Below are 21,958 nucleotides of genomic sequence, written 5' to 3'. Positions count from 1 at the left end.
TGCACGAGTGGCCCCTGGTCTTGCTCGACGCAGGACCCGGACCGGGGAGGTGGCTGTGCCCGCTGTCCGAGGCCGGTGACCAGGGCTGCCACCGACGGTGCGGCCTGCCGGTAACGCGGCTGGGGCCGACATCCGATGGCCCCGTTGCGGGCCGGGGCCACGGGCTGCGCGTCGAACGGGTGGGCGGTCACATCCGCGCGGACGGCCAGCACGTAGGGCGGACGGCCAGCACGTAGGCGAGTCCGCGGTCGGACAACGCGGCCCGCAGATGTGCATTGGCGCCATATGCGGCGTCAGCCATCACGACTGGCGGCGTCATGCCCAGGCGGCGAGCGTGTCGAGCATGTCCAGGGCCAGGCGCCACTTCTCACGGTGTGTGACCTCGGGCAGGATCCGGGTGATGGCCCGGCGGTCGGTGTCCGACGCCCACTCCTGGGGCAGGAAAAGCCGCCACTGCAGCGGACACGAGGCGGTGTCGCTCGCGGCATGGACGCTGACCGCGACCTGGCAGTTGGCCCGCTTGCCCAAGGCCCCGCAGTACTGCAGGGCCACGGCGACCGACATCCTCCCGTCCTTGGGCACTGACACATCGTCGATCACCCAAGCCGTCGGGCGGATGAGCGGCAGCATCCGCAGGTAGCAGTCGCCCTTGGCCCGCTGGTCCTTGCGCGGCACCGAGGCGAAAACATCAGCCACGTACAACGCCAACTCCGCCCGGACACGGTTCACTTCATGTGCGCCCACACACCCTCGCCGCGTCGCAGGAGGCGGCGGGCCAGGATCGAGAAGAAAATCTCCACCTGGTTGAACCAGGAGGCGTGCTGGGGCGTGTGGTGGACCACGAAGCGGGGGTGCCCGGCCAGCCAAGCCCGGGTGGCCTTGGAGGTGTGCGAGGACGGGCCTGCACGGCGGTCTTCTCATCCACGCTCAGCACCACCGACCGCGGCGGGCAGCGCAGGTAGAGCAGGCACAGCGCGGCGGCCTTGGAGGAGAAGTCCGGGTCGTCGGGGCGGGTCAGCCAGCCCCGGACCAGGTGGGGCTTGAGGTCCAGGTCGGCCAGGATCCGGCCGACCTGGGAGGGCGATATCCCGGTCGTGGACAGGAACTTGGCGATCAACCGGTGGGTCCACTGGCTGTCGATGGCGGGCTTCGCCGAGGTGATGGTGGCCACGATCGCCAGGTGCACCTCGGGTCCGTACCGGCGTGGGCGTCCGGGGCGCTCGCGGTCCCGCAGCGCGGCCAGCGCTTCCTCGTGGAACCGTTTGCGCCAGCGCCGCACTGTGGCCAGGTGCACCCCCAACTCGCGGGCGATGTCGGCGTTGGCCCGCCCCTCGGCGGCGGCCAGCGCGGCCCGGGCCCGCTGGACCTGGCGCACCGCGGCCGTCCGCGAGTGCGCCAACTGCTCCAGCCTCCCGCGTTGGGCAGCGTCCCACCGCACCGTGAACGGGCTGTCGACCGCCCTGCGCCACCCCTTTTTTTGGCCTCGACGCATCAGACGATCATGGTGCGGGTCCGGGCAGGCCGGGGCGAACCACGGCGGCGACCGCGTGCACGCGAATCCGGGCCGCGTTCGGCGATATCGCCGACCGGGCGGCCAAGGACCAGATGAGCTACCGCGGCTTCCTCGCCGAGCTGCTTATGGCGGAGTGCGACGACCGAGCCCGCCGCCGCTCGGAACGCCGCATCAAGGCCGCCGGCTTCCCACGCGAGAAGTCGCTGAGGACCTTCGACTTCGACGCCAACCCCAACATCGACCCGGCCACCGTCAACACCCTCGCCAGCTGCGAGTGGATCAAGAAGAGCCAGCCGCTCTGCCTGATCGGCGACTAGGGCACCGGCAAGTCCCACATGCTCATCGCGCTGGGCACCGAGGCCGCGACGAAGGGCTACCGCGTCCGCTACACCCTCGCCACGAAGCTGGTGAACGAGTTGGTCGAGGCCGCCGACGAGAAGCAGCTGAACCAGACCATCGCCCGCTACGGTCGCGTCGATCTCCTCTGCATTGACGAACTGGGCTATATGGAGCTTGACCGGCATGGCGCTGAGCTGCTGTTCCAGGTCCTGACCGAGCGCGAGGAAAAGAACAGCGTCGCCATCGCCTCCAACGAGTCGTTCGGTGGGTGGACGAAGACCTTTACGGACCCGCGTCTTTGCGCGGCCATCGTCGACCGGCTCACCTTCAACGGCACGATCATCGAGACCGGCACCGACTCCTACCGGCTCGCCAGCACCCGGGCACGGGCCGAAGCCCCGGCCAAGGCTGGCTGACCCCGCTGCCGGCACGTTGGTCCTGCCGGCTTGGCGGCAGGACCAACGGCATCACAGCTCGTCATTCATCAGCGAATACATGAACATGTCCCGGCGTTCGTCCCCGACCTGCTGCCACCCCCGCAGCAGTCCCTCGCGCTGGAATCCCGCACGCTCGGCAGTTCGCACGGAGGCCGTGTTCCACGGCTCCACCCACAGTTCAAGCCGGGGAATCCGCAGATCCCGCAGGGCCCAGCCGACCACTGCGTTGACGGCAGCCACGGCGGCACCCTGACCACGCGCCGCCTCGACGACCCAGTAGCCCAGCGACGCACGGCCCTGTTCCAGGTTCTTCAACCACAGCCCCACCTGACCGACCGGCCGACCGGCAGAGGTCGCGATCACGAACGTATACCCAGCCCTCGTGGTCGCCCGGCCCCACTGCCGTTCGATGAACGCGACGCCCGCCGACTCGGAATACGGCGAGGGCACCGTCGTGATCAACGGGATGTAGTCGTCCTCCGACGCCTCACGGACCAGCGGAAGGTCTGAAAGACGCCACGGCCGAAGCATGAATCCAGCACCAGCGGCGAGTTCAGGCACGTCAAGCGGTTGCTCCATCCTCCCATTCTGCCGTTGCCCCAGCTCGGCCCGCACTCGGGTTTCGAGCACCGCCGGCCCTCGTCACTCCGTTCAGCCCCGGACCGGCAACGAAGCGCGACGCTGATCCCGGTGACGTCAATTCTCGTGAACATCCGTCGGGTCGCTGATCACCAACTGCTGCTGAAACCGATCGACAAACGCTGTCGATGACCGTGAACGAAGCCATTTCGCGGATTTCCCAACTGAGTCGTTCACGCCCGGGAGGAAGCGCTTCTCTGGACTGCTCTGGCCCGCAAGTTCCCACGGGTCCGTACGGTTGACCTCAACCGGGACGCTTCTGGTTCTCGATGTACTCCTTGATGATCGACAGCGGGGCGCCTCCGCACGAGGCGGCAAAGTACGAGGGTGACCAGAAGTGGTCGCCCCACAGGTACTTGCGGATGTGTCCGGGAAACTCGTGACGGAGCCTGCGGGCGGAGACGGCCTTGAGAGAGCCGACCAGCCGGGACAGGGAGGCCTTCGGCGGGTAGTGCACCAGCAGGTGCACGTGATCGGTCTCGCCGTTGAACTCGACCAGCGCTGTTTCGAAGTCCGCGCAGACGGCGCGCGTGACTTCCTCGCAGCGTCGAAGGATCTCGTCGGTGAAGGGTCCGCGCCGATACCTGGGTGTGAAGCCCAAATGGGCATGGAGGGCGCAGACGACCGTGCGACCCCTGCAAATATTGGGGTTTGGCTCCCGCCGTGGCGACATAGACCGATACGGTCATGGTCATGAAGCTCGTGACGCAGGTGAAGCTGATGCCGGAGGCCGAGCAGGCCGCCGCGCTCTCGGTGACGCTGCACACGGTCAACGAGGCCGCGAACTGGGTGTCGGCGGTCGCGTTCGAGCGCGGTGTCCCGCGTGAGTACGAGCTGCGCAAGCACACGTACGGCGAACTCCGGGCGCGGGGACTAGGGGCGCAGGCCGCCCAGCACATCATCAAGAAGACCCGCGACGCCTACACGACGCTCTTGGCCAACATCAAGGCCGGAAACCTGGGGAAGCCGGGATCGAAGCGTCGCGTCAAGGCCGGGACGAAGCCCACCACCTTCCGGCGCGAGGCCGCGCAGCCATACGACGACCGGTGCCTGAGCTGGCAGTACGACGCGCAGACCGTTTCGATCTGGACGACCGCCGGGCGTATCAAAGAACGTCCGCTTCGCCTGTTCTCCGGATGCACTCAAGACGCTCCGGGAGCACCGGCAGGGCGAGTCTGATCTGATCGAGCGTGACGGCGTGTTCTACCTGATCGCAACCTGCGACGTTCCTGAGGCCGAGCAGTACGAAGAACTCCATGGAATCCGGCAGAGGGTACGGCTCCGCAAGCCCCAACGGGTCGCACTCCACTCCTGGGCCTTCGCCAAGCTCGCAGCCTTCATCGTCTACAAGGCCCGCAGGGCCGGCGTGCCCGTGGTCTTCGTCGATCCCGCCTACACCTCGCAGCAGTGCTGCCAGTGCGGCCACATCGACAAGAAGAACCGGGCAAGCCAGGCCCTCTTCACCTGCCGGAACTGCGGGGTTGTTGCCCATGCAGACCGGAACGCTTCCCACAACATCGCCCGCAAGGGCGAGGCTGTGTGGACTGCGGGGCGTGAGTCACGCGTCCCTGCCGCCCCATAAGGGTGTCTGGACGGAGGAGCCCACCCAGCAGCCAGTTGGGCGCCACCTCCAAACCCGGTCCATTAGGGCCGGGTCAAGCTGACTCCAGGGTGACTCGATAGACAGTGGACTCTCTCCGTCGAAAACCCGCCCGCTCATACAAGCGGTTCGCGGCCTCTCGCGAAGGCCGTGATGTGAGGTCGATGGTACGAGCTCCTGCGTCCGCGGCCAGGGCAAGGGCCTTGTCGATCAGGGCTCTGCCGACGCCGTGGCCACGTGCGGCGGCATCGACCACCACGTCCTCGATGTGAGCCCGCAGACCGGACGGCAAGGGGGACATCACCAGCATCAACGTCCCGACGATCACGCCCTCGACACGGGCCACCAGCAACGTGTTGGTACTGGTACCCGTCAATCTCCCCACTGCTTCATGGTCCAGGGGCTTGGCCTCGGACGACAGCTGCGGAAGGAGACGAGCAAACGCCTCCACCACTTCGTCGGTCGCCTCGCGAACGGCCTCAGTCTCAACGCTCATGCTCTGGAACCTATCGGCCTGCGAGTTGTCGATCAGCGGACTGCGACCATCTCGGACACCGGATCACCTGAGACGACGAGCGAAGTGGGCCAGATCATCTGAGACAGGGACCCGTTCGACTGGGACGGACACCTGGCCGCGTGCGGTGCGAGCGCGGCGACTTCTGACCCGTCTCAACGGGGTTTGACCAGTCTCACCGAATTTTGAACGCGGCGTGGTGGGCTGCCATGTCGTCATTGTTGCCACGTTCCGACGGGGAGGTCGGAGTCACCCTTCACACGCCCGCGGGACAGGCGCCCCCGCTCGTGCGGCGGCCACTGTCTCCAGCAGGGGCCAGCCGTCGACCTCCACCGCTCGCCGCTCTGCCAGCTGCCACCCGCGGGCCGACGCCGCGTCGAGCAGGGCCCGGACGGCGCCCGGTTCGTGCAGGTTCAGGGAGCCGCCCCGGACGTACCCCACGTCCCCGGAGCCCATGGGGAACCCGCCCGGGACGTACCGGCCCGGGCCCTCGGCAAAGACGATGCGCAGCGGGCCACCGGTGCCGGCCGGCTGTGGGTACAGCGTGAGGGTCTCGCAGCAGTCTGCGAACCGGCCGCTGTCCAGCACGCGGTGACTGTGGCGGAGCGTCCACAGGTACGTGCGTCCGTCGGCGACCAGTCGGCGGGGCTTCTTCGGATGGCGGGGCACGGAGCCGAGACTACGCGGCCGATTCACAAGTACCGCCCAGCGGTGATCAAACTTCGGTGAGACCGGTCAAGGTTCCCTGACGCGTCGCCAACGACGAACCCGAACTCCTCGAACTTCTCGCCGAAGTACTGGTCCTCGGCAACGAGGTGACCTGGGGCATCGACTTGGCCGACGGCGGCGCCGTCCAGGCTATCGCCATCCGAACCCTCAGCTCGTTGCAGACTCTCGGCTGTCGGTGGTGATGGGGATATTTGGATTTGGTTCTGGCAGCGGTTTCGTGAACGAGGAGGTCAGACTGTGGCTTGGTCGGGAAAGCCCTGGTCATGGGGGTTGCGCGGTTATCGGTTGAAGAGCTGCACTTTCCTGGGATTACCGGGGTGACAGTGGAGTGTGTGGCGGCGTTGATGGGCGAGCTACTCGTGAATGCTTGTGTATCTGCCCTTCGAGACCGTGCCCGGACTGTGGTGCGGTATCCCGTCGGGTGCACAGCCGCTACCGTCGTACTCTGGCCGACTGCCCTGTAGGCGGTTGTCCGCGGCTGGTCCGGCTGACCGTGCGCCGGTTCTTCTGTGATGCTCCAACCCGTCGGCGCTGTACGTTCGTTGAGCAAGTCCCAGGCCTGACGGAACGTCACCAGCAGGCCAGTACCGAACTACGGAGCTGGCTCCGAGCTATCGCGGCAGAGTTGGGTGGCCGGGCCGGCGCACGGCTGTGCAGGAAACTCTCCGTGCCCGGCGGGCGAATGAGACTGCTGCGGCGGATCCACACTCCAGCGGTACCTGAGCGGGCCCCACGGGTGTTGGGGTGGACGAGCTCGCCTTCCGGCGAGGCGTTCGCTACGGAACCATCCTTGTCGACATCGAGAGCCGACGCCGGTCGACGTCCTTCCGGACCGGACCTCCGAGACGCTGGCCGCGTGGTTGCACGATCACCCTGGGGTCGAGATGGTGCGCCGTGACCGGGCCAGTGCTTATGCCCGCGCCGTCACAGAAGCCGCCCCGCAGGTAATCGAGGTGGCAGATCGCTGGCACCTGCTGCGCAACCTCTCGCTCGCGGTGGAGAAGACCTGCCATGAGCATCGTCCCTGCCTGCAGAAGTATGCCGAACATGCCCAGCGGGCCGGGCCGAGGATGCCAGCACAGGAGGCCCAGCCGCCGACCTTGATAGTGGACCGGGTCGTACGGCGCCACGAGGAGATCAACCGGATGGTCGACGTCGGCTACCCGCTCAGCGAGATCGCCCGCCGCCTCGGGCTGGACCGCAAGACCGTGCGCCGCTACCGCGAAACCAGCTTCGACGTTCTGCTCGCATCCGCCCGCGACCGCAGGAACGTACCCCTCGACCGGTTCAAGCCATATCTGCAGACCGAGTTCGCCGCCGGCAACACCGTTTCCACCGAGCTGTACCAGCAGATCCGCGAACGGGGCTTCCGCGGCGGGTGCTCAACGCTCTCCCGCTACGTGGGGACCCTGCGTGACCCTTCGTGTAGGCGGTCGCCCGGTCGCGGCAGATGATCTACGCGCCGGGATGTTCCTTGAGCCAGGCTGCGAACGTCTCCGAGGTGCGGTCAGGCAGCACGTCCACGACCTGGCCGGCTTCGACGTCGACCAGGATGGTGCCGTAGGTGCAGTCCTTGCGGAAGGCGAACTCGTCCACCCCCAGCACCCGCGGGGCACGGCCCGGCGCCGGCGGCGCCGTCAGCAGCTGGAGCAGCCGGGTCCGGACCGCGGCCAGCCGCAGCCGTCGGCACAGTCGGACCGCCGGACGACCGCCCAACTCCACCGCGATCGACCGCAGCCACCCCGTCAGTCCGACGCTCGATCTGCGATGCCGCTCGGTCAGGCCCGGCACCTGCTCGACGAACGTCTTCCGGGAACACCTCTTCCGGTCGCAGAAGTACCGGCGGACCCGGAGCCGGACCACGTCCCGCCGCGAGGCCAACGGCCGCTCGTTCAAACTGCGTTGGTACGAACTGTGCACGCGTCTCGCCAGCTTCCGGCAGTCCGGGCACCGGCCCGGCCGACCAGTGGACACCGCCTCCACCACCAGGGCGCCGGAAGAGTCGCTGACACGCTCCACTCGCACACCGATCCCGGGAAACAGCGCATCCTCTACCGTCTTGCTCGCCACGGCAGGAAACACACTGCCGAAACGATCCCTCGTTCCCGCTCCTGACCTGGGGATTCACGGAACTGCGGCCAGAGCCGTTTTCAAGAATCCCCATCAGTGGCCAGAACCTCCACCAGGGCCTCAACAGCGTCCACGGCTTTCGGGGTGGCCAGTACGAGCACCGGATCGGGGGTCTGCAACAGGAACCCGCTCCAGACCCGGAAGACAGCGCTGCCGTCCGCCCCTTCCTTCGCGAGGGAGATGCATCCTGGCAGATATCTCGCGTCGTCGCGCCCTCCAGGCACCCACGGCGGAGGGCCGTCCGAGAACCGGAGGTAGTTGTGACTGGTAGTTGGATGCCACTGGCTCAACGCGCTTGCCCGGGCGGCCAGCGCAAGCTCCTCCTCAACAGGAGGCACCCACGAGTCCGTGCCACGCAGCGACGCATCATGAGCTCGTGCGCATTGCATCTGCCAATCCCAGTCATCGTCCAGCGACCATTGGGTGCCATCTCCCATGTGCCGAGTCTGACCGAACTCTTGAGCGCGGGTAACCCCGACGGGATAGGAGACTTGGCACGCACCACCGCTCTCGCCGCATGACAAAGCGCATTTGGAATCGATGAGACAGGACAGATGACAAGTTGGAGTGGCCGGGCGAAGCCGGGCAGACGGGGCCAGCGCGGCAGGCGCGCGCTCTACCCAAGGCGGTGACCTCATGAACCTGACCTCCGGGATTCGCTGTCCGCGCACCCCGCTGCGCCGGTTCCTGGACCGTGAACTGTCGGCCGGCGCCTGCCCGTTGCGAAAGAGCTTCCGTGCCCGGGACCAGAATCCCCCGGATTCCGTGCCGTGGCGACCAGGTACGACAAGAGAGCGTACGTCTTCCACGGCACGGTCACCCTCGCGTCGATCCGGCTTTGGCTCCGTTAGTGACCCGCAGGACACTCCTCAAGTGGCGCGGTTCAGCGGCACAGAGCCGTGTCCACGACACCGTCCATGCGCTCCTTGGTCGCCTGGCTCGGCTGCATGGTCACAGCGACATTGGCCGCGCGGCCGTCCTCGGTGGCGCCGCCTCGGGTCTCGTATCCCGTCATGCTGCCGCCGTGGCCCCAGTACACACCGCCGCACGAGAGCGGCGTGCTCACGAGTCCCAGCCCGTAACGGGCACCGGCGGGAAAGGGGTGACTGGCGGGGACGGTGGTGCGCATCTGGTCGAGCTGAGCCTTCGGGAGAAGGCGGCCGGCCAACAGCGCCGTGAAGAAGCGGTTCAGGTCGGAGTTGGTGGACACTATCTGGCCCGCAGCCCAGGCCCAGGAAGGGTCCCATTCCGTGGCGTCGACCAGGGGCGCGCCTGCCGAGTCCTGGTAGTAGCCCTTGGGATGGCGCTCCCGGATCGTCACCTCGCCGGGGGCGGGGAAGTAGGTGTGGCGCAATCCGATGCGCTTGATGACGCGCCGGTCGATCTCCTCGACGAGGGGGCGACCGGTGACCTTCTGAACGATCAGCCCGGCCACCAGGTAGTTCGTGTTGCTGTAGCCCCATTTCGTGCCGGGGGCGAAGTCGGCCTTGTGCTGGAGAGCGAGGTCGAGGAGTTCGCGAGGGTCGTAGTAGCGGATGTCGTCGCTGAGGTATTTGCTGTAGTTGGGAAGTCCGCTGGTTTGTCGGAGGAGTTGACGGAGGGTGATGCGGCGTCCGTCGATTCCATCCCCGCGGACGAGGCCGGGCAGATAGGTGTCGACCGGGGCGTCAAGGCCGATCTTGCCTTCAGCGACCAGTTGCAGCACGACCACCGCCGTGAACGTCTTGGTGTTGCTGCCAATGCGCACCTGGCCGTCCCGGGGCACCTTCGTTCCGGTGGCCAGGTCGCCGACCCCTGCGGTGTAGGTGCGGGTATGGCCAGCACGGTCTTCGACGCTCGCCAGCGCGGCGGGCACGCCGTCGGTGTGCACCAGCGCGTTCAGGCCCTTTTGGACGGTGTGCGGCCTGGCGGCAGCAGACGCCGCGGGCGGGGCCAGGGCGCCCATCGTCATGACGCCGACGGCCACCGCGGCCGCGGCCGGCACGGCTCTGCGCCGACCACTCCGCCGCCCGGACGTACGAAACCTCTGCCACGCCTGCTCACGCACGAGCCAACTCCCACGGAATCATTGGGTAACCACCGGCTTACGGGCCCAGCATCTCGGAAGCGACCTCGCGGGACGATCGTGGTACCCACCCAGCTCCAGGTAGGGCCAACCCCCGGCCGCTGGGTTGGCGGGGAGCGGGGCGGGGGATCCCTGCGCAGGCATCAGCTCCCGAGCCCTCCACCCAGGGAGAAACAGGACAGGCCCGGACCGTGCTGCTGGAGCACGTCCGGGCCCGGGACGGCGCGGTGAGCGCGGTGTGGAGCGGACGGTGTCGGCCCGATCCGCCATCAGCCCGTTCTAGGACGGCGACAGCCATGCGCGGTAGCGGCGCAGTGCCTGTCGCTGCTGACGCCGCTCGGAGAACAGGGCGTACACGGGGCGGGTGTTGGGCTTGGGACGGCTTCCGCGGGCGATGCGGCGCAGCTGGTGACGGACCTGCGCCATGCTCGCGGCGGAAGCGAGGGCCTTGTCGGACCAGGTCACCGGCCGCAGCTGCCGGTCCGCCTCGCGGTCGTGGCGCCATCGGTCGGGCAGGTCCGGGGTGACGGCGAGGGCGGTGCCCATCCCTATGAGCACCACGCCACTGTCGAGGACCCGTTCGGCGGTATCGCGCCGGGTGATGCCGCCGGTGAGCATCAGGGGGAGAGGACTGGTCTTGACCAGGTCCTTCGCCAGGTCCAGGAAGTACGCCTCGCGGGCTTGGGTGCGCGCGTCGGCGGGGCGGCCGGACATCGCGGGGCTCTCGTAACTGCCGCCGGAGAGTTCGACCAGGTCGACGCCGAGAGGTTCGAGCATCGCGATCACCTGCCGAGCATCGTCGGCGTCGAATCCGCCGCGCTGGAAGTCGGCGGAGTTGAGCTTCACGGCGACCGCGAAGGACGGCGAGACGGTGGCGCGCACGGCGCGGACGACGTCCAGCAGCATCCGGGCCCGGTTCTCCAGGGACCCGCCCCACTGGTCGGTGCGGCGGTTGACCAGGGGGGAGAGGAACTGCGAGAGCAGGTAGCCGTGCGCGGCGTGGATCTCCACACCGTCGAACCCCGCCTTCTCGGCACGGTGGGCCGTGACCGCGTACCGCTTCACAGTGGCCTTGATCTGCTCGGGGGTCATGGCGACAGGGCGGCCGAAACGGCTGCTGTGCCTTCCCAGGTCGACCCCCACCGCGGACGGGCCCCACACGACACCGGGCATGTCTGCCTGGATCTGGCGGCCGGGGTGATTGATCTGCATCCATATCGCTCCGCCGCCGGACTTGCCGGCCTTGGCCCACTCGGTGAACGGCGCCAGCGGTGCGGCATCGTCGAGGACGACGCCGCCGGGACCGGTCAGCGCCTCGGCGTGGACCATGACGTTGCCGGTGATCAGCAGTCCGGTGCCGCCGGTGGCCCACTGCCGGTACAGCGACAGCAGCTGCCCATCAGGCAACTGGCCGTCGCCGGCCATGTTCTCCTCCATGGCCGCCTTCGCGATCCGGTTACCCAATACCTGCCCGGAGCGCAGGGACAGCGGTGAGAACAGCTCGCTGGCCATCCGGATTCTCCTCTCCATCGATTACAATGTGTACACCGTTCACATTAGGCGAACAATGTGCGCGGCGTAAACATGAGGGAGGGTGTCCCATGCCACAAGCGAGTGACTCGTACCACCACGGCGATCTGCGTGCCGCCTGTCTGCGCGCTGCGCGGGAACTACTGGAGGAGGACGGGAGTGCCGGACTGTCCCTGCGGGCGGTCGCGCGGAGGGCCGGTGTGTCGGCGACGGCCCCCTACCGGCACTACGCGGACCGCGACGCGCTCGTCTCCGCGGTCGCCGCAGAGGGATACCGGGAACTCGGTGGCTGTCTGGCCGCGGCCCATTCCTCGCCGGCGACATCTGACGACCTCGCTGCGATCGCCGTCGCCTACGTCCGCTTCGCACTCGACCACCCGGCGATGTTCCGGGTGATGTTCGCCGAGCCCTGCGATCCCAGCAGCGAGGAACGGGTCGCCGCGACCGCCGCCCTCTCGGAGTATGTCCGCGGTGTCGTCCGCAGCGCCTTCCCGGGCGCCGACCCGGAGGTGCTGGCGACCCCGGTGTGGGCCTTGGTTCACGGTCTGGCATTCCTGCATCTCGACGGCAAACTCGACACCTCCACCCCCGAAGTGGTCGCCCATCAGGTCCGCACGGCTGTTCACGCGCTGCTCGCCACCTCATCGGTGACGTCAAAAGCGGCGGCCGCGGCGCCGGAGCAGGCAAAGGCGTAGCCCACGCGTGACCGCGGGGCCGCCCGGACGGGCGGGAGAGGCGGCCTCAGCGGTAGGTGAGCAGTCGACGCTGGTCGCCGGTGAAGTGAGCGTGATCGTTGAAGGTCAGCAGGCTGGTCCCGGATCTGCCCACCACAAGCGTCGTGATGGAGGCGTTGACGGTTACACGGTTGAGCGCGACGACACCCTCGGGCGGCAGTGACAGCAGGGTCCCGCAGAGCGCGGCGAGAAGGCCGCCGGAGGTGACGACGACCGCGTCACGGCCTCGCCCGAGTGTGGCGGACAACTCGGTCAGGGCGGCCGCCGCCCCTTCTGCGAAGGCGCCCCAGGTCGTGCCGTCGACCGCGCCGGGCTCCGCCATCCATGCCAGCAGCGCGCGATCCAGCACCTCCTGAACGGAATGGGTGTCGCTCGTCGGCGGTGCGTAACGGGCCAGCAGGGCGACGTGGTCGTACTCGTTCCAGCGCGGATCCTGGCTCAGGGGCTGCTTGAAGAGGGCCGTCTCCGCGATGAGGTGCGCCGTGTCGCGTTGGCGGGTGAGAGTTCCCGATATGAGGTGCGGGTCGCGCAGGTCACGGCGGGCCAGCTCCTGCCCGACCACGACGGCCTGGGCGCGGCCGAGGTCGGACAGGACGTCGTAGTCCTCCGCGGCGAAGGACGCCTGACCATGACGGACGAGACAGATGAGCGGCACAGAGATACTCCCGCGTTGGCCTGCTAATGTGCGCAGTGTACACATCGGGTTCCCCGGTGAACACCGGCGGCTCCGGGAGGGCCGCCCCACCATGGAAACCGGGCGCCGGCCCAAGAATCGGCCGCACTTGGAAAGCCGATGAGTACGACTGTGACGTGATCCTCGACACCGGCTGCCTGGTCCGCGGCATCGGGCAGCTGCCGATCGTTGCGGGATGAGCCTCAGGCCGGACCGTCCGTTCCGGCTCCGATCAAATGACCTAGTTGGCAGGGGATTTCACGGCCGTCACGAAACGCGTCACCGCCCGCGCGAAGGCCTCCGGCTCCTCGATGTGACCGAAGTGCCCGCTGTTCTCCAGGATCAGCAGCTCCGATCCGGGGATCAGCAGGTGCAGTTCCTCGGCCCATCGCACGCCGCAGATGATGTCGTGGCGACCGACGACGACGAGGGTCGGTACGGTGAGTGAGCCGAGGTCCGCACGGTCGTCGATGACGTGCGGGGAAAGGGTTTCGTCCAACCCGGAGATGTGCGTGGCCCGCACCGAGGCACGCACGGGAGCGAACTCCTCCTCCCTGCCCCAGTAGTCGGCGAAGTATGCGGGGAACAGCCCCCTGGCGACGGCTGTCATCTCTACGTCGCAGGAGATCGTGGGGATGGCTTGGAAAGCGGCCAGGACCTCGGGGAGTTCGGGGTGGTCGGCGTGGAGCGCGGCGAACGACTGCACCAAGCGCATGGCTTCGGTGATGTGTTCGGGACCGGTCAGCGGCGCGCTCTCGTAGAGGATCACCCCCGCGACGCGGTCGGGGTGGTGCAGGGCGTGGTACTGGGTGACGAAGCCGCCGTGCGAGTGGCCCAGCAGGTACACCTCGGGGACGCCGAGGTGCTCGACCAGAGCCCCGAGGAACCGGCTGTAGCGGGGCCGGGTGTAGCCGTGGGGGTGGGAGGGCAGACGGCCGGAGCCACCCGTGCCGATCGGCTCCAGGTAGACCATCGTCAGGTGCCGCTCCAGCGCGGGCATCCGCAGGTACTCCCATTCGATGCCCGGTCCGCCGGAATGCGCGACGCACACCGGACCCGTGCCGTGGACGTGATAGCGCTGCACGACTCCGTCGATGGCGACGGTGTGCGTTCCGGCGGCCAGGGGTTCGGTCGCAGAGGTGGTCATGGGGTCTCCGTATCCGGCAGGTGTCGATGACACCGGCATGACGCCGGAGAGAGAACAAAGTTCGACCCGGGCTGCGTGACGCCCGTCACATCGGGGTGAGTGACTGGATGGCCTGCACCGGCCTGGGATGCAGGAGGCGCAGCCGGTGCGGACGACCGGCGTCGTCGAGGGTCATCAGCCAGGCCACCGAGGGAGGGCAGTGATCGGGGTTGTCGGCGGGGTTGAGGAGGTCCATCTCCCAGACGACAAGGGACCGGCCGGCCACGGCATGGATCAGGCGCTGCCGTACCCCGGCCTCGAGGTCACCGTCCATGCCGCGCGCGAGGAGGCTCCTGCCACCCACTGGTTCGTTCCCCCTGAGCAGGGCGATCCCGGGCGACCAGCGCTCCGTCATCAGCGCGCCGAAGCGTCCTCTCTCGGCGGCGGCCAGTGTCTCGTGTGCCTCGGCACGGCTGGCGCGGAGGCGCTGCGCGGTGTTGTCGTAGGGGGCGTCCGCCGTGGCGGCGAGGGCTGTCGCGAGCTTGGCCCGCCCCTGGTTGAGTCGGCTGCGGACGGTGCCGACCGGGACCCCGCAGGCGTCGGCTATCCGCTCGTAGGAAGTGAAGCCGGTGCTGAAGTGACGCAGCACCAGGGGCAGGCGCAGTGCAGGGGACAGCACTTCGATGGCCTCCCAGATCCAGTCCCGCATCGCGTGCTGTTCCAGCCACCGCTCCGGACCGGCGTCCGTGGCGGACAGGTGCAGACCGTCGATCGGCTGGACGGGTACGGAGGACCGCAACAGGGAACGGCTGGCGTTGCGCACGATCATCCGCAGCCATGCGCCCACGGCCGCCGGGTCACGGACGTCGCCCACACGGCGGAGCGCGGTCACAGCCGCGTCCTGGACCACGTCGTCGACGTCGGGTCCCGGCCCCAGAATGCTCAGCGCCACCGCGCGCATACCTGCCCGGTGCCGTTCCAGTAGTAGACCGAGGGCGGTGACCTCACCCGCCTGCGCGGCACGGGTGAGCGCCGCGTCCTCGACGCGCGCGGCTTCGTCTGACTTCCGGTTCATGGAGCCCCCTTCCACCGTCCGCCGTCGTGCGTGACCGTACTACGTGATCGCCATGCCTCTCCCTCGGCGGACCGGTGCGGGGACCGTCGTGCCACACCGGAGTGCCGCGGCCCCCCCCGCATCGCTCAGTACCCGCCCACCCGTCACCTGCGCGGCCGACCCGCCGAGCGCGACGGCCTCGTCGGCCATCAGCCCGAAGTCAGCGGCGGCCACGTCCTGCTCCAGCCACTTCACACGCTTGGTTCGCGGGACGGGGACGACGGGAATGCCGAGGTGCTCACGGCGCGCATGCACCCAGGCGAGCGCCGGCTGGGCCGGAGCGACTCCCGCCTTCTCCTCCAGTGCGCGGTCGGCGTCCGCGATGGCCTGGTTGGCCGTCGTCCGGAAGCGGGGAAGCCGCTTACGGGCGTCGCCGGGCGGCAGGGATGTCACGTCGACCGTGCCCGTCAGGAAGGCTCGGCCGAGTGGCGAGTACGCCACCAGTGCCACACCCAGCTCACGCAGGCAGCCCGCGACCGCTGTCTCGGGATCGCGGAACCAGAATCGAGTACTCGCTCCGCACCGCAGCGATCGGATGAACGGCGTGGGCGCGTCGCAGGAGCGCGGCATCGACCTCGGAAAGGCCGATGTGCGTTCCCGGTCTCGGTCTCGGACACGCCGCCTCTGGCTGAGCTCAATAGAGGTTTGTCGAGACGTTCCCGCCGGTCGGCAGGTGCGGTCCGTACTCCGCGGGATGGGACTTGGGTGCCGCCAGCTGTCCCCGCTGGAGCTAGTGGGAACCCTCCAAGCCCGGCTGGACATCGTTGTGCCGGTCAAGATCACCGTGTTCATCAGCGCGGCCGCAGACTTGCAGGGCGGGGTGGCCGAGGTGGCCGCCGCGTCCTTGTCCGTGACGACACCTGGGACACCACACGTGAGCGAACGCGTCATTGTGCCCAAGAGCCGGGGCTTCTTGTTCCTCGACTCCCATCCCGGCGGCTGCCGACAGCTGGTGGACGAGATGTGGCAGGCCGTCCCCGCCCCGGTCACCGCCGAGGGCGAAGGGCCGGTGGCTCTGGTCATCGGCTCGTCCGCCGGGTATGGCCTGGCCGCTACGATCGCGGGCCTGGCCCGCGTCGGTATCCGAGGCATCGGTGTGTGCTTCGAGAAGGCGCCCGCGCGCCGCACCGGCACGGCCGGCTGGTATCGCACCGCCGCCACCGCCCGGCTCGCCCAACAGCACGGGCGGGACATGGTCTTCCTCAACGGCGATGCGTTCAGCGACGCGATGAAGGAGCAGGTTGCCGACCTCCTCGCCGAGCGGTTCGGGGGACGACTCGACTTCCTGATCTACTCGGTGGCCGCGCCTCGCCGCACCGACCCGGACACCGGCAACGTGTATGCCTCGGTCCTCAAGCCGGTCGGCTCGCCGTACACCACCAAGACCCTCGTCTTCGACGAGTACGGCGCCCCGGAGGTCAAGGAGGTCACCACCGCGCCGGCCGAGGGCGACGACATCGAGCAGACCGTGGCGGTGATGGGCGGCACCGACTGGGAACGGTGGATCACATTCCTGGCCGGCCGGTCCCTGCTCGCCGACGGCTTCACCACCGCCGCCCTGTCCTACATCGGTTCGCCACTCACTGCGGCGATCTACAGGCAGGGCACCATCGGCGCCGCAAAGGCCCATCTCGAAGCCACCGCACGCACGTTGGACGAGCGTCTCGGCAAGACCTTGGGCGGCCGGGCCGTAACCTCGGTCAACGCCGCTGCCGTCACTCAGTCCTCCACCGCCATCCCCGGCATCGCCCTGTACATCGGGCTGCTGCGCGGCGTCCTCGGCGACGCCATGGTGAACCCGATCGGACAACTGACACAGCTGTGGGACCAACTGACTGGCGCCCGACCCCTCGACCTCGACGATGAGGGCCGGGTCCGCCTCGACACCTGGGAACTTGCCCCCGCCGCACAGAACGCCGTCGCCGAACGCTGGAACGCCGCCACCAGCAACACCATCACCGAACTCGCCGACCTCGACTGGTTCAGCGACGAAGTCCGCCGCCTCTACGGCTTCTCTGTCCCCGGCGTCGACTACACCGCCCCCGTCGAAACCGACGTCCCGTGGCCCACCCCCACCATCTGACCAGCACCAGTGACCTGGGCCATTGATGCGGCGGCAGTCACTGACGAGGCTGTCGAGGAACTGGTCGGCGGCCTTGTGCCCTACGTAGGGGCGGGGGCTGGCGTTCCAGTACTTGAACCAGGCGTGGACGTCGCGTTCGAAGGCGGGGACGGAGCGGTGGACGCCGCGCTGGAGTTTCATGCAGATGAGCTCGGATCAGACGACGTTCGCCCTGTCGCGACCACCTGGACAACCGTCCCGAGATGAAGATCGCGATACCTGCCTACTTCTGGCGTCAGGGACAGGCATCACGAGATGATCACCCTATGGCGGATGTGGTCTTCTTCGACCTGGACGGCACCCTGGTCGATCATCGAAGCGCGGTCTGGGAAGCGATCGGCGAGATCGTCCAGGCCGCGCCGAACGCGGCGGCTCCACCGGAGGAGTTGGTGACGTTGTGGTGGACGCTGGAGGCGCGCCACATGCGGGAATACCTGGCCGGTCAGTGCTCGTTCGCTGAGCACCACCGACGCAGGCTCCGTTCCTTCCTGCCGATGCTCGGCGAGCCGGTTCCGGAAAATCCCGACCTTCTGGACGCCTGGATCGCCGAGCGCTACCTCACCGTGTTCGAGGAGTCCTGGCGGTGCTATCCCGATGTCCAGCCCTGCCTGGAGAACCTGAAACGGCTTCCCCGAGGACCGCGTCTGGCTGTCCTCACCAACGGGGACCCCGAGCAGCAGCGCGCCAAGCTCGCCCGCTTCGGCCTACTCGAATACTTCGAAGCCGTTTTGACCCCGACCGAGCTCGGTGTGGCCAAGCCCGTCGCCTACGCCACCGCCTGCCGGTGGATGCGGACGGACCCCGCGCAGGCGGTCAACGTGGGCGACATGCTGGAAAGCGACGTGAACGCAGCCGCCCTCGCCGGGCTCACCGGCATCTGGCTGGACCGCGGCATCGACTTCGTCACCGGTGGGCCATCGCCGACGGCCGACGAGACGGTGCACCGCATCGAACGGCTCACCGACCTCCCCGACCACCTATCACGCACCAACGCCTGACCGGCTCTCACGGCCGTCGTAAGTGAGCGTGGCTAGGGCGGTGCTATTTGGGCCCTGGCAGCGATCACGGGGAGCCGTTACGGCGAGCCATATCGCCGTTGGATTCGGGGTCGTCGCAGAGCGGTCGGCCGGGAGCCAGTCCGTACTCGGGGTGACCCGGTGCCGGTGTGCGATCGGCTCCGCTGCCGGACGTGGAAGACGGTCCCGGCGCTCGCCGCCGTACCCGCGCCCCCGGTTGTCTTGGCTCAGCCCAGCGCGTCCATCAGGGAGGTGACATAGACATCCAGCCGCTCCTCGACGGCTCACGTTCGTCAGCTCTGTCCTCCCAGCCTCCCGCCATGGCTGCGCCACCAACCGCACTCCTTCTGAGAACGCCGGCGCGTCCCGCACCCGCCAGTACAGCCGCTCGCTCGCGGCCGCGGCCAGCACCCCACCGGCCTCCTCATACACATCAGCGAACCGCAGACCCCACGCCGGACCGTGCAGCAGCGCGAGATTGGTGGAGCAGTGCGCCACATCGAGATCCGCCGGACCCCAGGAGGTCGCTGCCCAGTCGACGACGCCGGTGATCCGGGCACCTGCCCGCCTTGGGGGCGGCACGTCGAACAGCACGTTGCCGGGGTGGAAGTCCCGGTGCAGGAATCGCCCTTCATAGGGCGGAGCGGGCTTGCGGATCACGTCGATCGCCGCGGCCCATGACGCCGCGTCGGCGCCCTTCGGAGTCACGACGGTGTCGGCGGTCGTCCACGCCACATACTCCCGGGGCCGCTCGGTGGGTCGCAACGCGTGGATCGCCGCGAGTTGACGGGCCAGCAGAGGGACTCGCGTCTCCCATCCCTCATCGTCGAGGACCGTCCGGCCCGCCAGATGTGTCATAAGGAGCGATGGACACGCGCAATGCGCGGCGGTCGGATCAACCGCGACCAGTCCAGGAGCCGGCACGCCGGTCCCCAGGAGCAGGGTCAGGGCGCCGGCCTCCCTGTTCAGCCAGTCCTCGGCGTGCTCCACGTTGACGAAGGTCCGGAGTACCAGGTCGCGGGTGCCTCCGTCCCGCGTGCCTATGATCAGCTTCCGCACCTCGGCAGTGATGCCGCTTTGCAGCGCCTCGGTTTTGACGATCCGCTCGCCGACCTCCAGGTGCCGGCTCACCCAGCCAGGGTCAACGGTCGGACAGCCGCCGCCTCATCGTGGTTGGTCACCGTGCCACCTCATCATCCGGATGGCGGCACGCGCAAAAGCTTTCGCTGGAGGCGATGGCAACGCCGCTCTGCTCCTCTCACAGTTGCCGCAGACACCGTTCAGGTGCCTGCATCGAGCCGTGGCCACAGCCTGGCCAGGGCCTGTCCGGCGGATCACACCGGAGACAGGGGGTCTGGCACGCCCATCTGCGCTTATGAGGAGACCGTCACCGACCCCAGGTGCCGGCGTGCGGCTCAATATGCACAGCCAGGTACAGATGAACGTGCGCGGCTACCCAAGGACACCAAGCCGGGTGCGGGGCTGTTTCAGCACTGTCAGTGGGGCAGGGCATGATCGGGTGGATGCGCTACACGACGTGGACTTCAGATCGCATGTTCGTCTCCTATGGGCAGTACTACCTGCAGGGCGACGACTTCCTCAGCGAGTACGACGACACCGACACGGTCGGGCGGATCTTCGCGGGAAACAGCCTGGCAGCCGGGGGCCCGGAACACCTCACGGTGCTCGCGGGCACGCACACCGGCTGGATACGCCTGACCACCCAGCACTGCGCGGATGAACCACTTCTGCCGGGGCAGGAGTGGGAGACCGTAGTGGACGTGAGCATCTGCAGCACGAGTGGCATCCTGCGGCTGTTCCGGTGGGGCGGGGATGTCGAGGAGGATGCCGGGAACTTCGCCACGGCCGGGGCCGGCTGGTACCGCGTCCGCGTCCAGGCACGCGGACGCGATGAAGGCGATGCGCACGAAGGCGACACCCCTGTGGAAGTGCACTTTCTGAGCATCTGGCCGGCACCGCCGCGACCCGACACTGTCCACCGCGCGAACGACACCTTCGCCCGCACGCACTACGACCCCACCCGGCCTCCAGGCCAGCCCATTCAGCCCTGAGCACGTTCACCTGCACTCCGTGGAGCAACTAAAGGTGTACGCCGACACCAGGCTCTGCGCGGTCACCGTCGACCGGCTCACCTTTGGCGGCAACATTATCGAGACCGGTACCGATTCATACCGCCTCCCGCATGCCAAGAACCAGCAGGTCGGCGGCTGACCGCGTCTCTGCGATCACGCTCCCGGGCGTCCTACCTGTTCGAACCCGCGCCGATACGGGCCAACACCTGGTCGGCCAACTCCGGCGGAGTCAGCTCTCCGTCCAGGAACACCGTGTCGCCGGGCAGGGTGCCGACCGCGGCCATGCACGGTTCGATCCTGTCCTTGGCCCAGCGTCGGACCCGCTCCTCTCGCTCGGGATCATCAGGGAAGAAGATTCGTCCGTCGATCCGCTTCTCCAGGACCTCTCGAGAGACCTTGAGGAAGAAGTGGTGAAGGTCGATGCCCGCGTTCTTCAACACGCCGAAAATCTCATCGACGTAGACGGAGTTGACCACGGTCATGGGGACCAGGACCGGGCGGCGGTACTCCTCGATCAGCCCTACCGCCAGGTCGGCAACCTGCCGCCGCCACAACCGAAGATCCTGAAAGTCGCCAGTCGGCACCTCCACGATCTCCCGCAGCACAAAGCCGACCATCTCCGGGTCATAGACCAGCACCTCGGGCCAACGAGGACGCAACTCGTCCACCAGCGTCGTCTTCCCGCTGCCGAACGCACCGTTCACCCAGATGATCAACGCGATCCTCCCCACCCCGTTGCCAGGCCCGCGCGTCGAACCCGGCGTGTCGGATCAGCATGCCGCGCGACCTGAGCGGGGCCAAATTCCATTGTCAGATCAGGCCCGGAAGATCGCTGAGTAGGGCCGAATCCCGCTGTCAAGCGGAACTGGTTCACTTTGCCGAAGCCAACGGGCCACCAGAGCAGGCTCTGACCCGCCCTTGGCCGCCAACTCGCCTCCCTGGACACCACCGAAGCCCAGGCGGCCCAGTGACCGCCGAGCATCTGCCCGCGGAAATCGAAGGGAAGAGCACGCCATGTCTGACAACGGCCGGCGGCGAACCTTCCCGAGTGATCGATTTCTGGTCATCGAGTAGGCCCGCGTAGCAGCGCGGGTGGGGAAAGCGCGCCTGTGCCCTGTAGGCCGAAGTCAACGCCTACATAGCCGAGTTGGGTGAGCAGCGCGACAAGGGGACCGTCGGCTGGCGGTCCGCAACTGCTACCACCGCGAACTCGCGGTGACCAGGGCCGCCGGACCGGTCAAGGTGAAGGCGCCGCGGGTCGACGACCGACGGGTCGACGAGGCGACCGGCGAGGACAAGCGATTCTCCTCGAAGATCCTGCCTTCCTGGTGCCGCAAGTCGCCGAAGGTCTCCGAGGTGCTGCCGCTGCGCTACCTCTCTACCTGCACGGCCTGTCCTCGGGGGATTTCGTGCCCGCGCTGGAGCGCTGGCGTGCGCTCACCGCACCCCACCTCGTCGCCCTCGTCCGGGCCTGCGCCCGCTTCGAGAACGGTCACCTCGTCGAACGCCCCGAGGAGCCCGCCGCAACGTGACACACCTCAACCTACGTACAACTCCTGACAGTTGCTCACGGAACCAGCGCCG

At 68.1% G+C, this 21,958-nt stretch carries 20 protein-coding genes and 8 pseudogenes; 11 read left to right on the top strand and 17 right to left on the bottom strand.

Translation table 11 applies throughout. The annotated features are described in order from the left end of the window. Positions 1 to 187: 187 nt before the first annotated feature. The 3 genes and pseudogenes from ACFZDJ_RS48240 to ACFZDJ_RS48230 all read right to left on the bottom strand — a co-directional run. Positions 188 to 630: pseudogene (locus ACFZDJ_RS48240) on the bottom strand (transposase). Between the two features lie 95 nt (positions 631 to 725). Continuing rightward, positions 726 to 842: a hypothetical protein gene (locus ACFZDJ_RS48235; RefSeq protein ID WP_391069037.1), complete on the bottom strand. Its 117-nt coding sequence runs from the start codon at positions 840 to 842 to the stop codon at positions 726 to 728. Positions 843 to 892: 50 nt separating this feature from the next. Further along, positions 893 to 1,492: pseudogene (locus ACFZDJ_RS48230) on the bottom strand (IS630 family transposase); the annotation flags it as partial. Between the two features lie 65 nt (positions 1,493 to 1,557). Here ACFZDJ_RS48230 and istB point away from each other — a divergent pair. Continuing rightward, positions 1,558 to 2,268 (top strand): annotated as a pseudogene (gene istB, locus ACFZDJ_RS48225) (IS21-like element helper ATPase IstB); the annotation flags it as partial. Positions 2,269 to 2,319: 51 nt separating this feature from the next. On the opposite strand, the gene ACFZDJ_RS48220 reads toward istB, so the two are convergent. After that, positions 2,320 to 2,850: a GNAT family N-acetyltransferase gene (locus ACFZDJ_RS48220; protein ID WP_391069035.1), complete on the bottom strand. Its 531-nt coding sequence runs from the start codon at positions 2,848 to 2,850 to the stop codon at positions 2,320 to 2,322. Between the two features lie 322 nt (positions 2,851 to 3,172). After that, positions 3,173 to 3,601 carry an IS200/IS605 family transposase gene (gene tnpA / locus ACFZDJ_RS48215; protein ID WP_391069032.1) on the bottom strand — a complete coding sequence of 143 codons (429 nt, stop codon included), beginning with the start codon at positions 3,599 to 3,601 and terminating at the stop codon, positions 3,173 to 3,175. A 20-nt stretch (positions 3,602 to 3,621) separates the two neighbouring features. Between tnpA and ACFZDJ_RS48210 the strand changes: the two are divergent. Next, positions 3,622 to 4,510 (top strand): annotated as a pseudogene (locus ACFZDJ_RS48210) (RNA-guided endonuclease InsQ/TnpB family protein). Between the two features lie 73 nt (positions 4,511 to 4,583). Here ACFZDJ_RS48210 and ACFZDJ_RS48205 read toward each other — a convergent pair. Further along, positions 4,584 to 5,024, bottom strand: a complete 441-nt coding sequence (locus ACFZDJ_RS48205; RefSeq protein ID WP_390942134.1) for a GNAT family N-acetyltransferase — start codon at positions 5,022 to 5,024, stop codon at positions 4,584 to 4,586. Positions 5,025 to 5,291: 267 nt separating this feature from the next. After that, positions 5,292 to 5,711, bottom strand: a complete 420-nt coding sequence (locus ACFZDJ_RS48200) for a hypothetical protein (RefSeq protein ID WP_391069029.1) — start codon at positions 5,709 to 5,711, stop codon at positions 5,292 to 5,294. Positions 5,712 to 6,099: 388 nt separating this feature from the next. On the opposite strand from ACFZDJ_RS48200, the pseudogene ACFZDJ_RS48195 reads away from it, so the two are divergent. Both ACFZDJ_RS48195 and ACFZDJ_RS48190 read left to right on the top strand, forming a co-directional pair. Then, positions 6,100 to 6,273: pseudogene (locus ACFZDJ_RS48195) on the top strand (hypothetical protein); the annotation flags it as partial. 217 nt (positions 6,274 to 6,490) lie between these two features. Continuing rightward, positions 6,491 to 7,225, top strand: coding sequence for a transposase (locus ACFZDJ_RS48190; protein WP_391069101.1), 735 nt, complete (start codon positions 6,491 to 6,493; stop codon positions 7,223 to 7,225). Position 7,226: 1 nt separating this feature from the next. Here ACFZDJ_RS48190 and ACFZDJ_RS48185 read toward each other — a convergent pair whose 3' ends face one another. The 4 genes from ACFZDJ_RS48185 to ACFZDJ_RS48170 form a co-directional block, all read right to left on the bottom strand. Further along, complete coding sequence (locus ACFZDJ_RS48185) at positions 7,227 to 7,667, bottom strand: transposase (protein WP_391069027.1); 441 nt, start codon at positions 7,665 to 7,667, stop codon at positions 7,227 to 7,229. A gap of 254 nt (positions 7,668 to 7,921) precedes the next feature. Beyond that, positions 7,922 to 8,239 (bottom strand): hypothetical protein, encoded by a 318-nt coding sequence (locus ACFZDJ_RS48180; protein ID WP_391069024.1) that lies wholly within the window; start codon positions 8,237 to 8,239, stop codon positions 7,922 to 7,924. A 545-nt stretch (positions 8,240 to 8,784) separates the two neighbouring features. Continuing rightward, on the bottom strand, positions 8,785 to 9,885 hold the full coding sequence (locus ACFZDJ_RS48175) for a serine hydrolase (RefSeq protein ID WP_391069098.1): 1,101 nt from the start codon (positions 9,883 to 9,885) through the stop codon (positions 8,785 to 8,787). A 360-nt stretch (positions 9,886 to 10,245) separates the two neighbouring features. Then, complete coding sequence (locus ACFZDJ_RS48170; protein ID WP_391069021.1) at positions 10,246 to 11,478, bottom strand: NADH:flavin oxidoreductase/NADH oxidase family protein; 1,233 nt, start codon at positions 11,476 to 11,478, stop codon at positions 10,246 to 10,248. A gap of 89 nt (positions 11,479 to 11,567) precedes the next feature. On the opposite strand from ACFZDJ_RS48170, the gene ACFZDJ_RS48165 reads away from it, so the two are divergent. Further along, entirely contained in the window at positions 11,568 to 12,191 is a 624-nt protein-coding gene (locus ACFZDJ_RS48165; RefSeq protein ID WP_391069019.1) for a WHG domain-containing protein, read from the top strand. A 46-nt stretch (positions 12,192 to 12,237) separates the two neighbouring features. Here ACFZDJ_RS48165 and ACFZDJ_RS48160 read toward each other — a convergent pair whose 3' ends face one another. From ACFZDJ_RS48160 to ACFZDJ_RS48145, 4 genes are all read right to left on the bottom strand, one after another. After that, a complete protein-coding gene (locus ACFZDJ_RS48160) occupies positions 12,238 to 12,885 on the bottom strand; it encodes a histidine phosphatase family protein (protein ID WP_390942146.1) in 648 nt (215 codons plus the stop codon). 259 nt (positions 12,886 to 13,144) lie between these two features. Beyond that, complete coding sequence (locus ACFZDJ_RS48155) at positions 13,145 to 14,050, bottom strand: alpha/beta fold hydrolase (RefSeq protein WP_391069017.1); 906 nt, start codon at positions 14,048 to 14,050, stop codon at positions 13,145 to 13,147. A gap of 85 nt (positions 14,051 to 14,135) precedes the next feature. Then, positions 14,136 to 15,104: a sigma-70 family RNA polymerase sigma factor gene (locus ACFZDJ_RS48150; protein ID WP_391069014.1), complete on the bottom strand. Its 969-nt coding sequence runs from the start codon at positions 15,102 to 15,104 to the stop codon at positions 14,136 to 14,138. 39 nt (positions 15,105 to 15,143) lie between these two features. Further along, on the bottom strand, positions 15,144 to 15,713 hold the full coding sequence (locus tag ACFZDJ_RS48145) for an aldo/keto reductase (RefSeq protein WP_391069011.1): 570 nt from the start codon (positions 15,711 to 15,713) through the stop codon (positions 15,144 to 15,146). 304 nt (positions 15,714 to 16,017) lie between these two features. Between ACFZDJ_RS48145 and fabV the strand changes: the two genes are divergently transcribed. Continuing rightward, positions 16,018 to 17,226, top strand: coding sequence for an enoyl-[acyl-carrier-protein] reductase FabV (gene fabV, locus ACFZDJ_RS48140; protein ID WP_391069096.1), 1,209 nt, complete (start codon positions 16,018 to 16,020; stop codon positions 17,224 to 17,226). A gap of 305 nt (positions 17,227 to 17,531) precedes the next feature. Beyond that, the gene (locus ACFZDJ_RS48135) at positions 17,532 to 18,263 is read left to right on the top strand and encodes an HAD family hydrolase (RefSeq protein ID WP_391069007.1); all 732 of its coding nucleotides are present in this window, start codon (positions 17,532 to 17,534) and stop codon (positions 18,261 to 18,263) included. Positions 18,264 to 18,508: 245 nt separating this feature from the next. On the opposite strand, the pseudogene ACFZDJ_RS48130 reads toward ACFZDJ_RS48135, so the two are convergent. After that, positions 18,509 to 19,462: pseudogene (locus tag ACFZDJ_RS48130) on the bottom strand (phosphotransferase family protein). 342 nt (positions 19,463 to 19,804) lie between these two features. On the opposite strand from ACFZDJ_RS48130, the gene ACFZDJ_RS48125 reads away from it, so the two are divergent. Both ACFZDJ_RS48125 and ACFZDJ_RS48120 read left to right on the top strand, forming a co-directional pair. Continuing rightward, positions 19,805 to 20,353: a hypothetical protein gene (locus ACFZDJ_RS48125; RefSeq protein WP_391069004.1), complete on the top strand. Its 549-nt coding sequence runs from the start codon at positions 19,805 to 19,807 to the stop codon at positions 20,351 to 20,353. A gap of 31 nt (positions 20,354 to 20,384) precedes the next feature. Beyond that, positions 20,385 to 20,513 (top strand): annotated as a pseudogene (locus ACFZDJ_RS48120) (AAA family ATPase); the annotation flags it as partial. 31 nt (positions 20,514 to 20,544) lie between these two features. Here ACFZDJ_RS48120 and ACFZDJ_RS48115 read toward each other — a convergent pair. After that, positions 20,545 to 21,090 carry an AAA family ATPase gene (locus tag ACFZDJ_RS48115; protein WP_391069001.1) on the bottom strand — a complete coding sequence of 182 codons (546 nt, stop codon included), beginning with the start codon at positions 21,088 to 21,090 and terminating at the stop codon, positions 20,545 to 20,547. Positions 21,091 to 21,494: 404 nt separating this feature from the next. Between ACFZDJ_RS48115 and ACFZDJ_RS48110 the strand changes: the two are divergent. Both ACFZDJ_RS48110 and ACFZDJ_RS48105 read left to right on the top strand, forming a co-directional pair. Further along, positions 21,495 to 21,804 (top strand): annotated as a pseudogene (locus tag ACFZDJ_RS48110) (IS256 family transposase); the annotation flags it as partial. Further along, a complete protein-coding gene (locus tag ACFZDJ_RS48105; protein ID WP_391069093.1) occupies positions 21,784 to 21,906 on the top strand; it encodes a hypothetical protein in 123 nt (40 codons plus the stop codon). The pseudogene ACFZDJ_RS48110 and the gene ACFZDJ_RS48105, both read left to right, overlap by 21 nt. Positions 21,907 to 21,958: the final 52 nt, after the last annotated feature.

It is taken from the genome of Streptomyces sp. NPDC007896 (assembly GCF_042959425.1).
GTDB lineage: Bacteria > Actinomycetota > Actinomycetes > Streptomycetales > Streptomycetaceae > Streptomyces.
The sequence above is the reverse complement of the archived record's forward strand: the minus strand, read 5'-3'. Positions and strand labels throughout refer to the sequence as shown.

Excerpts from the sequence above, each read along its gene's own strand:
- tnpA (WP_391069032.1), bottom strand. The coding sequence starts at position 3,601 with ATGTCGCCACGGCGGGAGCCAAACCCCAATATTTGCAGGGGTCGCACG.
- ACFZDJ_RS48205 (WP_390942134.1), bottom strand. The coding sequence starts at position 5,024 with ATGAGCGTTGAGACTGAGGCCGTTCGCGAGGCGACCGACGAAGTGGTG.
- ACFZDJ_RS48170 (WP_391069021.1), bottom strand. The coding sequence starts at position 11,478 with ATGGCCAGCGAGCTGTTCTCACCGCTGTCCCTGCGCTCCGGGCAGGTA.
- ACFZDJ_RS48165 (WP_391069019.1), top strand. The coding sequence starts at position 11,568 with ATGCCACAAGCGAGTGACTCGTACCACCACGGCGATCTGCGTGCCGCC.
- ACFZDJ_RS48155 (WP_391069017.1), bottom strand. The coding sequence starts at position 14,050 with ATGACCACCTCTGCGACCGAACCCCTGGCCGCCGGAACGCACACCGTC.
- ACFZDJ_RS48150 (WP_391069014.1), bottom strand. The coding sequence starts at position 15,104 with ATGAACCGGAAGTCAGACGAAGCCGCGCGCGTCGAGGACGCGGCGCTC.
- ACFZDJ_RS48145 (WP_391069011.1), bottom strand. The coding sequence starts at position 15,713 with ATGCCGCGCTCCTGCGACGCGCCCACGCCGTTCATCCGATCGCTGCGG.
- ACFZDJ_RS48135 (WP_391069007.1), top strand. The coding sequence starts at position 17,532 with ATGGCGGATGTGGTCTTCTTCGACCTGGACGGCACCCTGGTCGATCAT.
- ACFZDJ_RS48125 (WP_391069004.1), top strand. The coding sequence starts at position 19,805 with ATGCGCTACACGACGTGGACTTCAGATCGCATGTTCGTCTCCTATGGG.